Genomic DNA, 14195 nt, shown 5'->3' with positions numbered 1-14195 from the left:
CGCCGCGGCCGGAGGCGCCACCTTGCCGTGCTGGCACGCCTATGGCCGCCGGGTGCTGACCGCCACCGTGAACTTTGGATTGCCGCCCCTCACAGTGGTGGGACCCACCAGCCGCTCCAGCGCCGGGAGGTACTGCAGGTGCCGGTTGAACACCGTCCACAGCTCACCGCCCGGCGCCAGGACCCTGGCTGCCGCCTCGAACAGTTTGATGCCCGCTCCGGCATGCACACTGGCGCCCAGGTGGAAGGGTGGATTCAGCAGGACCAGGTCGGCGCTTCCGGCCGGGAGGGTGCTCATGGCGTCATCCTGGAGGGCGGTAATCCGTTCCTCGAGGCCGTTGGCCTGCGCCGTGGCCCGGGCGGACGCGACGGCGGCGGCGGACCGGTCCGTGGCCGTGACCCTTGACGCCGGGTTCTGGCGGGCGTACATGGCGGCGAGGATGCCGGTGCCACAGCCCAGATCGATGGCGTGCCCGGCTTCAGGCATCTCCGGCAGGAAGGTCAGGAGGAACCTGGTCCCGATGTCCAGTTTCGCTCCAGCAAAGACGGCACCGTGCGCAGCAACGTCCAGGTCCAGCTCGGCAAGGCGTTCGACGGCGGGACTCCACTCGTGCGTCTCAGTTTGCCGGGCGCCGCTGGCCAGGATGATCCGGGACTTCTGCCGTGCCAGCTGCGGCTGGACCGTCTCGAAGTGGCGTTCCAGGACCACGTTCATTCCCAGGGACATGTGTTTGATCCGCCCGCCGGCGAGCAGCACCACGTCAGGGGCGGCATAACGCGCCACGGCGGCTGCGATTTCCTCAAGCTCCGCCAGCGTCCGCGGCAGTTGAAGCAGCACCAGCTCCGCGCCGGACAGCAGCTCCTCCCCCAGCGGCAATTGTTCGAACCCAGTGGCGTCAATGGCTCCGGGATCCGCCGCTGCGAGCCCCAGAGCCGCAGCGTTGTTCCGCAGGGCGCGCTCCCCAGTGATGAGATCCTCGTGCACACGGACCCGGCTGACCCCCAGAGTGCCAAGCGCACCGAGGGTGAGAGCACCGTAGCGGTCGCCGATCACTGCCAGCCGGGTACCCGGTTCCATGCGCCCTGCGGCGGCTTCGAGCAGCAGCCGGTCCGTGGCGTCCCAGGCCTGGAGGTTCGGGGCTTCGACATCCGGGTGGCGCCGGAGCGTGCCGAAGATGTCCTCAAGATTGTTCTGTGCCACTGGTTTCCTGCCGTCTGGTCATTTACTGGTTGTTGATGCGGTTGATGCAAGCGCGGGCAGTTTGAGGATGGCGGAGACGGCCGCCCGGCCCGCCCTGTTGGCGCCGATGGTGGACGACGACGGCCCGTACCCCACCAGATGGACGCGCGGTTCAGCTGCCACCTGGGTCCCTTCCATGGCGATGCCGCCGCCGGGTCCCCGCAGATGCAGCGGCGCCAGATGTTCGAGCTCGGCACGGAATCCGGTGGCCCACAGGATGACGTCGGCACGGAGCAAGCCCCCGTCGGCGAGCCGGACGCCGTCGGGCTCTATGGCGGTGAACATGGGGCGACGGTCCAGCGCACCCCGTTGCGCTGCCGCCCTCAACGAGGGCGTCCAGATGAGGCCGGTCACGGCCACCACGCTTTGCGGCGGCAGTCCCTGCCGCACGCGCTCCTCCACGAGGGCGACGGCGTTGTGGCCGGCCTGGGCGTCGAACGCGGCGTCACGCCAGTCCGGTTCCCGCCGGGTGAACCAGCTGGTGCTGGTCACCTGCGAGACCTCGTCCAACAGCCCGACGGCGGAAATTCCGCCTCCCACCACGATGACGTGCAGGCCGCGGAACTCCTCGGCGGAGACGTAATCGGCCACGTGCAGTTGCCGGCCCCGGAACGTGGCCCGGCCCGGGTAGATGGGCCAGAACGGCCGGGTCCACGTACCGGTTGCGTTGATGACCGCCTTCGCTGACCAGTCGCCGCTGTCGGTGCTGATCCGCAGGCGCCCCGCCGGATCGGCGTCTTCCCTTGCGACCGAGGTGACCTTGACCGGGCGCAGGACCTCAATTCCGAGGTCCCGCTCGTAGCCGGCGAAGTACCGGCTTAGGAACTCCGAGCTGGGTTCCGTGGGATCCACGTCAGGCTTCGCGATGCCGGGAAGGTCACTGATGCCGTTGACCGTGGCCATGACCAGGCTCTTCCAGCGGTGGCGCCAGGCGCCGCCCGGACCTTCCTCCGCGTCGAGGACCCTGTAGTCCAGCGCCCGGCGCTGCAGGTGGTAGGCGGCGGAGAGTCCCGCCTGGCCCGCGCCGATGACCACAACGTCGGTGGTTCCGTAGTCCATGCCCCTGACCGGTTCCGGCTAGACCTTTTTCACCACGGAGGATTTGAGCTGCATCGGCCCCACGCCGTCCACCTTGCAGTCGATGTCGTGATCGCCCACACCGTCCATGAGCCTGATCCCGCGGACTTTGGTGCCTACCTTGATGACACCGGAGCTGCCCTTGATTTTCAGGTCCTTGATCACCGTGACCGTGTCGCCGTCGGCGAGGATGTTGCCCACTGCATCCTTGATGACCCTCGGCCCGGGCTCTGCCGTGGCCTCCGCCGCCTGGGCGGACCACTCGTGGCCGCATTCCGGGCAGACCAGGAGCGCACCCATCTCGTAGGTGTAGGCGCTGGAGCATTCGGGGCACGGTGGCAACGTCTCATTCACTCCCCCATGATAATCGCGCCACTGCGCTGACAGGCGCGCGCCGGCGTCGTACTGTTGGGCCTAGGCGGACGAAAGGCGAGGACCATGAAAACAGAAAAAGGGGCAGCGTCGCTGCTGGCGAACGCACTGGGCATCGTCCTGGGGACGACGGAGATACCGCTGAGGCTGCGGGCGTGGGACGGGTCCCAGGCGGGGCCGCCCGAGGCCCCGGTCCTCGAATTCAGGTCACGCCGCGCCCTGCGCCGGATCCTGTGGTCGCCGGGGCAGCTCGGGCTCAGCCGCGCCTATGTCGCCGGGGACATCGATGCCCCCGGCGACATCTTTGCAGCCTTCACGGCGCTTAGCTCGGTGGGCAAGTTTTCCGAGCCCGGCCCCTTCCGACCCCTGACTCCGCGTGAACTGGCCACGCTGGTCAGCACGGCCGTCCGGCTGGGCGCGCTGGGCCCCAACCCTGCTCCGCCGCCGGAGGAGGCCAAGGTCACGCGGAAGGGCCGGCTCCACACGCGGAAGCGCGACGCCGCGGCCATCTCGCACCATTACGACGTCGGCAACGACTTTTACGCCCTCGTGCTGGGACCCTCGATGGTTTACTCGTGCGCTGTGTGGGCGGATGGACCCGACGGCGGCGGCACCCCTGCCAGCCGCGGCCTTCCGGCCGGACTGGATGACGCGCAGAAGGCCAAGCTGGATCTCGTCTGCCGGAAGCTTGGGCTGAAGCCCGGGATGAGGGTACTGGACGTGGGGTGCGGCTGGGGCAGCTTCGCGTTGCACGCGGCGCAGCATTACGGCGTCTCGGTGGTGGGCGTGACGCTCTCCACCGAACAGGCCGTGCTGGCGCGCAAACGTGCGGCCGACGCCGGCCTGACCGAAAACATCGACATCCGGGTCCAGGATTACCGTGATATCTCCGACGGGCTGTTCGACGCCATCAGCTCCATCGGCATGTCCGAACATGTGGGCCGGGAACAGACACCCCACTATGTCGACGCGCTGCACGGCTTGCTCCGTCCCGGCGGCCGGCTGCTCAACCACGCCATCTCCTGGAACGCCGGCCCCACCAAGCCGGACCCGGATTCGTTCATTCCGCGCTATGTCTTTCCGGACGGCGAGATGATCAGCCTGGGCGAGATGGTCAGCGCGCTGGAATCCGGCGGGTTCGAGGTGGTGGACGTGGAGGCCCTGCGCCAGCACTATGCGCTGACCCTGCGGGCGTGGGTGCGCAGGCTCGAAGAGGACTGGGACGAAGCCGTCCGGCTCACCAGCCTGGGCCGGGCGCGGGTATGGCGGCTCTACATGGTCTCAAGTGCCCTGGGCTTTGAAACCGGGATCACGGGCGTCAACCAGATCCTCGTCCAGCGTGCCGGCGGGGACGGGCCGCCGCTGCGCCGGACTGACTGGGTCTAGGCGCTCACTACTCGGCGCCCACTTCTCCGGCTCCCTGTTTGGGAGACAAAAAATGAGCCACCCGACCGGGTGGCTCATTTTTTTGCGGACCTGCGTCCTGTTTGGTGGAGCTGAGGGGACTCGAACCCCTGACCCCCTGCATGCCATGCAGGTGCGCTACCAGCTGCGCCACAGCCCCAAACTTGTGCTCCTCCGCGCTTCAGACGCCCGAAGCAACCTGATCAGCTTAATAGAAAACTGCCCGCGGCGCCAATCGGGAGCGCCAGCCAACAATTCATCGCTGGTTCGCGGATCCGCACCGTCAAGGCCGGGATCCGCGAACCAGCCTAGGACGCTTCAGCGCTAGGGTGCACAGGCGACGGCAGGTTCGTTGGTGGACCGTCCGGTACTTCTCCTTATCGATACTTCGATGCACGTTCTCCCGGTGGCGCCTGGCTGAACAGAGACAGAAGGATCCTTCGTGCTGGTCAGGGGGCCGTCGGTCTCGGCGTCCAGGACTCGCCAAAGATACATGTCCTCAGGTTGCGGGCTGGGATTCTGCCAACTGAAAACAACACCTTTGTCCCCGACTGTTCCCGCGAGTCCTGTGGGGGCAGGCACAATACTTTCCACCACCGGATCGAGGGGAACGGACGTCTGGGGCGCGGACTGGCCTGCGCCCTTCTTGTCCGCCTCGCCCGCTTGGCCAGTCATCAGCGTTGCGGCAATGGCACCGCCCACCACAATGACTGCAGCCGCCCCGATAATGGTTGGCACGAGCATGCGTCGCTTGGCCGGCTGGCTGACTTCTGACGACGGAGGCTCCGACGGCGGCCGCAGGAGTGTGTCTTCGATCGGCGGCGCAACAGGCAACGGGAGGCCTGCCTCATGACGTCCGGCCGGTTGTCCACCGCCGCTGGCATGCAGCCCGTCGCGGAGGACGGTGTCGTCCGGGACTCCGGCAATTGGCTGCACGTAATCAGGGTGGCGTCCACGGCTTGGAGCCTGCGGCGCAGTGGCTTCGGGGCTGATGCTGACAATGCTCCGGATCCGCGTCAGTCCGTCGTCGTCATCGTTCTCATCGATCTGATCGGCACTGTCGTCCACCACGTCCACGGGCGTAACTGCCATGTGCATATCGATCTGGACTTTTTGGAGGGCCCTGGCAAAGGCGAGGGAGGTTTCGTACCTGTCGCCCGGGCTCTTGCTCATGGCTTTCTCCAGGGCTTCCTCCAGCATGGGCGGCACGTCGTCCCGGCCCAATGCTGGGAGCGCCGAATTTTCGATCCGGCCCAGGATGTCGCTGCTTGAATTGGCAGCACCGGGAACTTCGAAGGGAGACCTGCCTGCCAGCAGGGTATAAACGGTCGCGGCCAAGGCATATACATCGGACTGGGGGCCGCTCCACGGAGGGCTGCCGAATGACTCCGGCGGCGACCACGGGATGGACATGCCCACGGCATCCTGCTGATTTTCCTGGGTGGCTGAGATGCCAAAGTCTGTAAGTGCCGGCTTGTTGTATTCGCTGATGAGGATATTGGCCGGTTTGATGTCCCGGTGGAGGATGCCTGCCCGGTGCGACGTTTCCACAGCACCGGCAACCTGGATGCCTATCCGGAGTGCTTCGGCCGCACTGAAGCGTTCGCGGCGGTACCGGACCTGAAGGTTGGCCTTCGGGAAGTACTCCATGACCAGGTACGGCCGGCCGTCGGAGGACAGTCCAGCTTGGTAGATGGTGACGATGGACGGATGCGCGGACAGTGCCGCCATCAGGTTGGCCTCAGCCGTGAACTGCTGCTCGGAGCCGGACGAGAGCCTTTCCACGAGCAGCACTTTGACGGCCACGCGCCGACCCAGCACATCCTGGTACAGGAACACGTCAGCGAAGCCGCCGGACCCCAGGACACTCTGATACGTGAAGCCCTCAATCCGGGGTGGTGGACCTACGAGTCGCTTAGGGCTCATGATTCCTCCCGGAACGTGACGGTGACGCCTTCGCCTAGATCCAGTACATCCCCGAAACTCAGCATCGTGGCCTCACGCGGGTGAAGGCGCTCCGGGTCGCGTCCGGTCCGCAGCAGACGGGTGCCGTTGGTGGTTTCCTGGTCGACGGCCAGGACATGATCGCCTTCCACCCGGATTTCCACATGGTTCCGGGATATGTCTTGGGTGGGACTTGGCACTGTCAGCAAGTACGGGACCATGTCGGCAACCGCACGGGTGCTTTTCGGCCTTCTGCCAATGATGACGTTCCGGTCCAACACCACGGACTCTCCGGTGGACACGTCGAGCCTGCCGGCGTTGCGGGCCGCCGCCGGCTGTCTCGCAGCTGGTACCGCCTGCACGGGCGTTCCGCTGCGGCGCCTCATCTCCGCCAGAGCTTCGATGGAAATGGTGTCATCGTTGTCCGGTTCGCCAGGCCCAGCGACTGCGTCCCAGGGAAAGTCCGGGAGGCCGTCGATGACGCCACCGGGGGTACTCGGCACGTGGAGCGGTCTGGCGGGCGGGAGAGCTGGGTATTCCGGTGGACTCAGTACACCAGGCACCGGAAGGCTGGGCGGGTGCAGGTCGCCTGCCGTGGCGGACAGTTGCCTCTGGGGGGCCGTTGGCTCCTGCCCGGCGCCGTCGCCGTCTTCCTCGCCGCGGATGGCCGCCCCTTCCACGGACCTGGCAATCGTTTCGCCGGAGAGCAGCCAGTCGTAGTCAGTTCCTTCCGCGTCCCCAGGATCTGAGATGGTGTGGGAAGGATCGTGCACGGGGGATGCATGCCAGCCGTCCCCTGCCTCGGCCTGCGTGGACTGAGGTTCCGTCGGCGCCACGGGCTGCGGTTCAGGTGTGGTGGCGGCAACCGGCGCGAGTTCCTCGGCCGGCACAGGTTCGGGCGGCTGTGCCTGGACGGATACGGGCTCCGGACCCTGCTGATGATCCGGAAACGGGAGTACGACGCTCAGCCGATCCGCGCTCAGAACTACGGAGATTGCGGAGCACGGGACCACTCCGTCGGCGATCGGCAGGGACTCAGGGAGGCCGATTTCCGTTCCCGTCCCGAGAGCCGTGACGATCTGGACCATATCGGGGTTACTCGACACTCTCTCGCTCCAGGTAGACACACGGGCGCCACTGACCGTATACCCGCCCGCGTCGTCGTCCCCCACCACACCGACCTCCAAGGGGCCCCGCACCGCTATGCCGGCTTCGGTGCCGGTAAAGCTCACAACAGCAAAGCTGGGAAGGGCCGAGAGGCTCGTCCCGAAAGCGCCCGTGAGAACATCCAGCACGCCTCCAAGTCCTTTGCCGGAACGCAGCGAATGCCAGATCCGTTCCACGAGATTGGTATCAAGGTCCCCGGGCAGCACAGCGACGCCGTACTCGGTCACAACCCCCAGCCACTCACCGGTCCGATAGCGGTGCATCATTTCTCCTCACCTGTTCTCCGCAGGGACGCCAGGGCTTCCCGCGGGATCGTTTCGTCCGGGTCGTGATGTTCCCCCGCAGAGCCTGCATGCTGCGGACTCGTCGTTGGCAGCTCGGACCCCTGGCCGTCAACGGCCGTGGCATCGACAACCAGCACAGTGACGTTATCCCTGCCACCATGCAGGAGAGCCTCATGGACCAGTCTTGTTGCGGCATCCTGTGGTGACGATTCCTCCAGCAGGACCTCCAGGATCCGGGCATCGGCCAGCTCGTTAGTCAGCCCGTCGGAACAGACCAGCATCCGGTCACCAGCTTCAGCTGGAACGAACCAGTAGTCCGCTTCGCCGGAGCTCCCGGCGCCAATGGCACGGGTGACAACATTCCTGCCCGGGCTTCCGGCGGCTTCGGCGGATGTGAGCTCGCCCCTGTCCACCTGTTCCTGCACCACAGAATGGTCCACGCTGATCTGCTCAAGCGAGGATCCCGCGAGCCGGTACGTCCGGGAGTCCCCGATGTTGAGTACGAGCCAGTAGGGCAGCCCACCGGCTTCGGAGATGGCAACGCCGGTGAGCGTAGTCCCTGCGCTTTTTCCGGTCGCGGGCAGCCCGAGTACCCTGCGGGTTGCCTGGGAAATGGTTTGCCTCACATCGTCGAGCCCGACGGAGGGCCGCAGGGCCAGCTCTTCGAAGGAGCTCACCACCATCGAACTCGCAACCTCGCCGGCATCATGTCCGCCCATGCCATCCGCGACAAGGAACAGGGCACCTCCTGCGAGGTACGAGTCTTCGTTGGATGTGCGCCGCCGACCAGTGTTCGAGGAGGCGCCAAAGTCCACAGTGATCCGTCTCGCCGGCCCCGGCTCCGAGGCGGGACCTTCGATCCCCGTCATTCACCCACCACAGTGATCCGGAGGTCCCCGAGGACGAGGACGTCGCCGTTGCCGGCATAGGAACGCGTCGAGCTGCTGACATCCAGGTGCTCGCCTGTGGTTCGGACGATTTTGGTGCCATTGGTGGATCCCCGTTCCTGGACCCAAAGGCGGCTTCCGTCGATTCCGAATGCCAGGTGGGTTTTGGAAACCGTCTTCGTGGCATCCCGGACAGGGATCAACTGCGCGGCTGCACCCGCCGCGTGATTCGGCTGGCCTTCCGGGTCTGCTGGATTCCGTCCGATGAAGCCTCGTGCAGCCAAGTGGATGTCCTGTCCGTCATCGAGGCGGAGGCACCAGGTTCGGTGGGCCCTGGCTACGACGCCGATGCGGGTGGCGTCCAGGTCATCGTCGTCATCGGCCAAGGCCGCGGGCACTGGCTGCGGCTGCGGAGCCGGAGCCGGAGCATTGGGCTGCCAGGATGGCACTGACGGTGCAGCCGTCACCAAGCCCGGGGCAAAGCCCGGCGGTGGTGGCGGAACGGGCGACGGCGGCTGCACCGGTGACACGATTGGCGTTACCGCTGCGGGCGCGGGCACTTGGGCAACGAACGGCGCTCCGTTCCGGGGCGCACCAACCGTGGCAGACTCCGCCAGCCGGCGGCGCTCGTCAATCATCCACGTGTTGGTGGCTTTGTCATGCCAGCCCCGCCGCTGCCCCGAATCGTCAAACAGGGGCGAAAAAGGCCCAACGACTATCAAGGCGCCAAGGGCGAACACCACGTTCCGCCCTGCTGCCCGCCAAAATCCGGGTGCGCCCAGTGTTTCCAGGGACACGAGCCGCACCCCAGTCAGCTTCATGCCGAGGCTCTGGCCGCGACCGAGCATGGCTACGTAGATGATGGCGAGCAAAATCCACAGGGCGGGCAAGACGAACCCGATGACATTCATCAAAGTGATGGCAGTGGAGTAATTCCCTGATTGTGCTGCGCCGAGCATCGCTCCGAATGAGGCGAAATACAGCCCGATGTAGATGCCTTGGAGCAGCAGTCCATCAATGACATTGGCCCAGATCCTGGCTCCAATGCCGGCGCTGTATAACCCCGGACCCGCGTGTAGTACTTCGGGAATGCGTCCGACTTCCTGGACCATCTAGTTCTTCCTTTTCCTGGCGATGAACGCCATGCCAATGGACGTCCACGATCCGCGCAACGAGCGCAGCGAGGCACGTGCCTTGAACCGTTTCCACGGTCCGACGCTGTTGTTCATTGAGCCGATGATCCCGTCCACCTCCTGCCAAAAACCTTCAAGCTCATGGGGGCTTGGTTCAACGGGCCCAAACACGCCGCCGTCGATCCGTTCCGCGAGAGCCACAATTGATGACTGTGGATACTTCGATTCCAGGGCATTGGCGCCCTCCTGCCGGGTGACGCCGGGCAAGATTCCGACGCCAAGATCGGTTGCGGCGTCCAGCAGCTCGTCCCAACCGCCGCTGAACCGGTCAGCGGTGCTGTCCGCGTTCGCGCGCCTCATCCGGCGTTTCCGTTTCAAATAGAAAACCAGGAGAACGGGACCCAACAACAGGATTGCGACGCCGAGGAAGCCTCCGCCAATCCCCAACACGGTGAGCAGCGTACCCCAGGGGTTCCCGCCGTCGTCGTCCCTCTCGTCGTCCGGCAAAACTTCCGGCGGCAATTCCGCGGGTTTCTGCGGTGGAAGCGGAGGCTGGAGTACCTGCGCGTTTTCCTGGGACTTCTCTTTGATCTTCTGTTCCTGCGGAACCTGGTCTTCAGGGGGTGTGGGGTCGAAGGTCACCCACCCTGCCCCCTGCAAGGCAATTTCTACCCACGCATGCAGGTCACTGCCCGTGATCTCGACAGCGCCCCCGCCGTCTTCCTCTGAGTGAAACCCCAGCACGACCCGGGCAGGCAGTCCCAGCGAGAGTGCCTGGAGCGCCATGGCCGTGGCGTACTGTTCGTCGTCGCCCACCATCTGCGTGGCTCCCAGCAGCGCCGCGATGCGTTCCGCACCATGGCCTGCCCTCGAAACAGCTTCACCCTGAAGGCCGTGGCTGAAGAACCCGTCGGTATGCAGCTTCGCCTCGAGCGCCCGGGCCTGCAGCAACGCGGTAGTGTTCGAGCCCGCGGCAGACTGCGCCGAACCGGACACCACGTCCGGGACTGCAGCCGCCGCAGGAAGGGCGATATCAGCGGAATCGCGATCACCCAACTGCTCATCCGACAGGACCGTGGGGATGGATACTTCCGCTGTGTAGGTATCGCCGGCCTGTAGACCGGCCGTGTTGATAGCCATCTGGCTTTCACGGTTGTAGTGCAGCGCCTTCGTCAGGACGTCCACGCGGGGTCCGCCAAATTGCACAGTCTTAAGGTCCCCCACACCGGGAACCCAGACCCCTTTGAAGGCCTCGATCGTGACGGCTATTTCGGCCGTGACGGGCCCACGGTTTTCGCCCACGGATGAGCCGATTCTGGCAAACGAACCCGACCCCGTACCGCCGTCGCCAGCCACGTTGTACACGATGCCGTCGTACGCGTCGAGGGTGGCGAGCCGGATGCGGGCGTCGCTTGGCAAGCCGGTGACTGTGAAGAGGGTTTCGTCCTTTTGGTCACGGACGTACTTGCGGAATGCAACCAGCGGGCTTGGGTAGGCGTTAAGGTCCAAGGGAGGCACCAGGGAATCCCTCAGGACCTGGCGCTGGGTGACGGGTTCAACGGAGTAGGCAGCAACTGAGCCGAACAACATGCCAGCTGCCAGGACTCCGGCGCCGGCGGCTATGGCACGGACCCGCAGGGACCTCTGCCACCCGCCGCTGTCCGCCACGTGGGGTTGCGGGGCGACCATTCGACTGCGGTGGCCTCGGCTCCATGCGTACCATGCGAGTGAACCTGCGAACACGAATGAGGCCCGCAGCACGGGTTCCACCGGGTCCTTGGTGCCGAATGCCACAGCCACCACAAAGTGCGCCGCCACGGGAAGTAGGGCCACGGCCGGCCGGCTGAGCCGGAGTGCGAAGCTGCCAGCCAGCACGCCGGCCAGCAAAGCTGCCAAGTACGGCAAGACTGCGAGATTCTCATACGTTCCGGCCGGAGGCTGCAGCGTCAGGAGCTGCTTCCAGGACAGCACCGGTCCCAGGGCGAGTTCGCGCAGGGTCTCCAGCGTGGGCACTGCACCTGCGATGGCCGTGGGCCGCAGCGCGATGGCTCCCCCGAACAGGAAGTAGGCCACTGTTGTGGCGCCGGCTACCGAGAGGATTCCCCACCGCCAGCGCGCTCCCAGCAGTGCAACGCCCAGGCCCAGGAAAGCGCCTCCGAGACCGGCAACAAGGTAGTCAGCACCTTCGAACACACGGCTGAAGCCGAGTGTCCCGGTGGCCAGAAGCAAGAGGAACAAGCCGAGCTGGACCAGGTCGCTGATCAGTGTCCCTGGCTCCAGTGCCCGGCGGGAAGTGGCTGCCTGTGTCATTCGCCGACCCTCCGCACTCCGCGGGAGAGGTCCTCGAGGTGCCCGAGCGTGAGCATGGAAGCTCCAGCGATGCTGCGCAGTCCCAACTCTTCGTCCCGGACACACCGTATGACAGTTGTACGGACACCATGGGGAATTTTCCGAATCGCTGCTTGAATCTCTCTCATGTCCACACGGCCACCGAAAATGACTGTAATCACCGAGGCATTGGCAACATCCGTTGCCACTTTCTGTGCGAATGCGCCCGGGGCAGAGTGGCGCGGCTTCGCAAAAGCTGCATCGAACGCGTCGACTGCAGCCAGTCCGTCGAGGAGGCGTTTGCCCGTGGGGGACGGGACCACGTTGTCGTGGGTTACGACCGTGACCTCCTTCTCTTCCCGCAGGCTCTGGAGGGCAATCGATCCGCACACTGAGATGGCCAGCTCAAACTCGACATCGTCCTGGTAGTGCTCCGGGTTAGTGGACAGTGCGACGGCCAGGTGGGATCGCCGCGTCTCTTCGAACTGCCGGACCATCAGCTTGCCGGTGCGGGCACTCGACTTCCAGTGGATGTAGCGCCGGTCGTCGCCTGGCACGTACTCGCGGAGCGCGTGGAACGAGATGTCGTCGCTCGCCAGATCCTTGGTGGGCAACCCGTCAAGATCCCGGAAAAGGCCTGACGATGAATTGCTCAGTGACGTAGTCCGCGGGTGGACAAACAGCGGCACAGCCTCTGTCCACGCCAGCTGGCGGCGAAGCAGTCCCAGGGCGTCGCCCCTGATTGACCTGACGGGCCCCACCGAAAGGACCGTTCTGCGGTTTGTCGGGATGGTAAACAGCTCTTCATGCGTTTCGCCGGAGTCAAGGCCAGGCAGGTGGAATGAGGCCAGGCCCTGTCCAACGGGCAGTTCAATCCGTGCGGGCAACAGCCTGTGCTTCGCAGTGTTTTCCACGTCAACCCGGCCCACCGCCCGTTCACCGACAACAACCCGGTTGCGGGCGAGATCGAGGGTGACGCGGTACGAGAGCTTGCCCAGCACAAACGGCAACGCCACTACAACGAGCGCGACGGCGATGAACGTCCAGGTGTTCAGCTCCTGCCACCCCCAGGCCACTGCCCCCGTGGCCGACAGGGCGGCCACACCCATAACGGCCCAACCGAACGACGTGGGCACTTTCAGCAGGCGCGCTGCGGCCGCCGCTGAAGGGGAAACGAAGGGTCCCGCGATCCTGCCGATCGGAGCACCGTAACGGCTGACGGCTGACAACGCCGTTCCGATCCTTCTCCTTGCTGCTGCCGCTCCGGACGATGCTCCCCGCGCGGCGGCTGCGACCGCTGCCCGTGCGCTTTTCGCGCCGGTGATGACCTGGCTCATCCAACCGGCTGCTTGGCCAGTGGCGCAGCCACATCGGCGAGCACCCTGGACAGCACCTTTTCCGCGGTCATGCCGGTAAACTCGGCCTCCGGGTCGATGGTGATGCGGTGCGTCCAGACCGGTGCGGCGAGCCGCTTGATGTCGTCCGGCAGGACGTAGTTCCGGCCGTTCGCTGCCGCCCAGACCTTGGCCGCCCGGATCATGGCGAGGCTGCCTCGAATTGAGACGCCGAGCTGCGTTTCGGGCGCGTGGCGGGTTTCCTGGGCCAGTTGGGCGGTGTACCTCAACACCGCGCCGTCCACGTGGACCCGCGCGGCCAAGTCCGCCATGTCTGCAACCGCCTTGGTGGTGACTACGGGGCTCAGTGTTCCGGCGGGGTTACGGACCGCCGCGCCGGCCAGGATCTTCTCGGCCGAATCGAGGTCCGGGAATCCGATGGACGTCTTGATCAGGAACCGGTCAAGCTGGGCTTCCGGAAGCCGGTAGGTGCCGGCCTGCTCGATCGGGTTCTGGGTGGCGATGACCATAAAGGGCCGGCCCACCTCGTGCCCCACACCGTCTACGGTCACCCTGGATTCCTCCATGACCTCCAGCAGCGCGGATTGTGTCTTGGGCGATGCACGGTTGATCTCATCGGCCAGCACAATCGAGGCGAAGATCGGCCCCTTGTGGAAGTCGAACTGCCGGGTCTGCTGATCGTAGATGGTCACGCCCGTGACGTCGGATGGCAGCAGGTCAGGCGTGAACTGGATGCGGTTGTTGGTGCCCTGGACACTGGCCGCGAGGGCACGGGCGAGTGACGTCTTGCCCGTACCGGGGGCGTCCTCCAGGAGCACGTGCCCTTCAGCCAACAGGGCCGTGCAGACAAGCCGGATGGTCTCGGGTTTGCCCAGGACAGCCAGTCCCACGTTGTCAACAAGCTTCGCAAACGTGTCCGCAAACCACGCGGCGTGTTCCGTTGTCAGTGCCATTTCGTCGTTCCTTCGTTTGATGTGCTGCCGTTGAAGATGCGGCTGTGGGCCA

Annotated in this window: 11 protein-coding genes and 1 tRNA gene; 1 reads left to right on the top strand and 11 read right to left on the bottom strand. The window is 65.6% G+C overall.

Annotated features, from left to right (window positions below):
- Window positions 1–39: 39 nt before the first annotated feature.
- The 3 genes from AU252_RS20135 to AU252_RS20125 are packed head-to-tail and all read right to left on the bottom strand — an operon-like array spanning window position 40 to window position 2670.
- Window positions 40–1200: a class I SAM-dependent methyltransferase gene (locus AU252_RS20135; protein WP_058932230.1), complete on the bottom strand. Its 1161-nt coding sequence runs from the start codon at window positions 1198–1200 to the stop codon at window positions 40–42.
- An 18-nt stretch (window positions 1201–1218) separates the two neighbouring features.
- Window positions 1219–2298 (bottom strand): FAD-dependent oxidoreductase, encoded by a 1080-nt coding sequence (locus AU252_RS20130; RefSeq protein ID WP_058932229.1) that lies wholly within the window; start codon window positions 2296–2298, stop codon window positions 1219–1221.
- An 18-nt stretch (window positions 2299–2316) separates the two neighbouring features.
- Window positions 2317–2670, bottom strand: coding sequence for a zinc ribbon domain-containing protein YjdM (locus tag AU252_RS20125; RefSeq protein ID WP_083510491.1), 354 nt, complete (start codon window positions 2668–2670; stop codon window positions 2317–2319).
- A gap of 84 nt (window positions 2671–2754) precedes the next feature.
- Between AU252_RS20125 and AU252_RS20120 the strand changes: the two genes are divergently transcribed.
- Complete coding sequence (locus AU252_RS20120; RefSeq protein WP_058932227.1) at window positions 2755–4074, top strand: SAM-dependent methyltransferase; 1320 nt, start codon at window positions 2755–2757, stop codon at window positions 4072–4074.
- 102 nt (window positions 4075–4176) lie between these two features.
- On the opposite strand, the gene AU252_RS20115 is transcribed toward AU252_RS20120, so the two are convergent.
- The 8 genes from AU252_RS20115 to AU252_RS20080 form a co-directional block, all read right to left on the bottom strand.
- Window positions 4177–4252, bottom strand: a tRNA-Ala gene (locus tag AU252_RS20115).
- A gap of 164 nt (window positions 4253–4416) precedes the next feature.
- Window positions 4417–6018 carry a serine/threonine-protein kinase gene (locus AU252_RS20110; RefSeq protein WP_058932226.1) on the bottom strand — a complete coding sequence of 534 codons (1602 nt, stop codon included), beginning with the start codon at window positions 6016–6018 and terminating at the stop codon, window positions 4417–4419.
- Window positions 6015–7469 (bottom strand): FHA domain-containing protein, encoded by a 1455-nt coding sequence (locus AU252_RS20105; RefSeq protein ID WP_083510490.1) that lies wholly within the window; start codon window positions 7467–7469, stop codon window positions 6015–6017. Before AU252_RS20105 ends, AU252_RS20110 begins: the two co-directional genes overlap by 4 nt.
- Window positions 7466–8356: a PP2C family protein-serine/threonine phosphatase gene (locus AU252_RS20100; protein WP_058932224.1), complete on the bottom strand. Its 891-nt coding sequence runs from the start codon at window positions 8354–8356 to the stop codon at window positions 7466–7468. Before AU252_RS20100 ends, AU252_RS20105 begins: the two co-directional genes overlap by 4 nt.
- Complete coding sequence (locus AU252_RS20095; RefSeq protein ID WP_058932223.1) at window positions 8353–9486, bottom strand: RDD family protein; 1134 nt, start codon at window positions 9484–9486, stop codon at window positions 8353–8355. The genes AU252_RS20100 and AU252_RS20095 overlap by 4 nt, the downstream gene beginning before the upstream one ends.
- Window positions 9487–11817, bottom strand: coding sequence for a transglutaminase-like domain-containing protein (locus AU252_RS20090; protein WP_058932222.1), 2331 nt, complete (start codon window positions 11815–11817; stop codon window positions 9487–9489). It lies immediately after the preceding gene.
- Window positions 11814–13172 (bottom strand): DUF58 domain-containing protein, encoded by a 1359-nt coding sequence (locus AU252_RS20085; protein WP_083510489.1) that lies wholly within the window; start codon window positions 13170–13172, stop codon window positions 11814–11816. Before AU252_RS20085 ends, AU252_RS20090 begins: the two co-directional genes overlap by 4 nt.
- Window positions 13169–14143: an AAA family ATPase gene (locus tag AU252_RS20080; protein ID WP_058932220.1), complete on the bottom strand. Its 975-nt coding sequence runs from the start codon at window positions 14141–14143 to the stop codon at window positions 13169–13171. Before AU252_RS20080 ends, AU252_RS20085 begins: the two co-directional genes overlap by 4 nt.
- Between the last annotated feature and the right edge of the window lie 52 nt (window positions 14144–14195).

The organism is Pseudarthrobacter sulfonivorans (genome assembly GCF_001484605.1).
GTDB classification, from domain to species: Bacteria; Actinomycetota; Actinomycetes; order Actinomycetales; family Micrococcaceae; genus Arthrobacter; species Arthrobacter sulfonivorans_A.
Note: the sequence above shows the minus strand (reverse complement) of the source record. Positions and strands in the feature narration are given on the sequence as shown.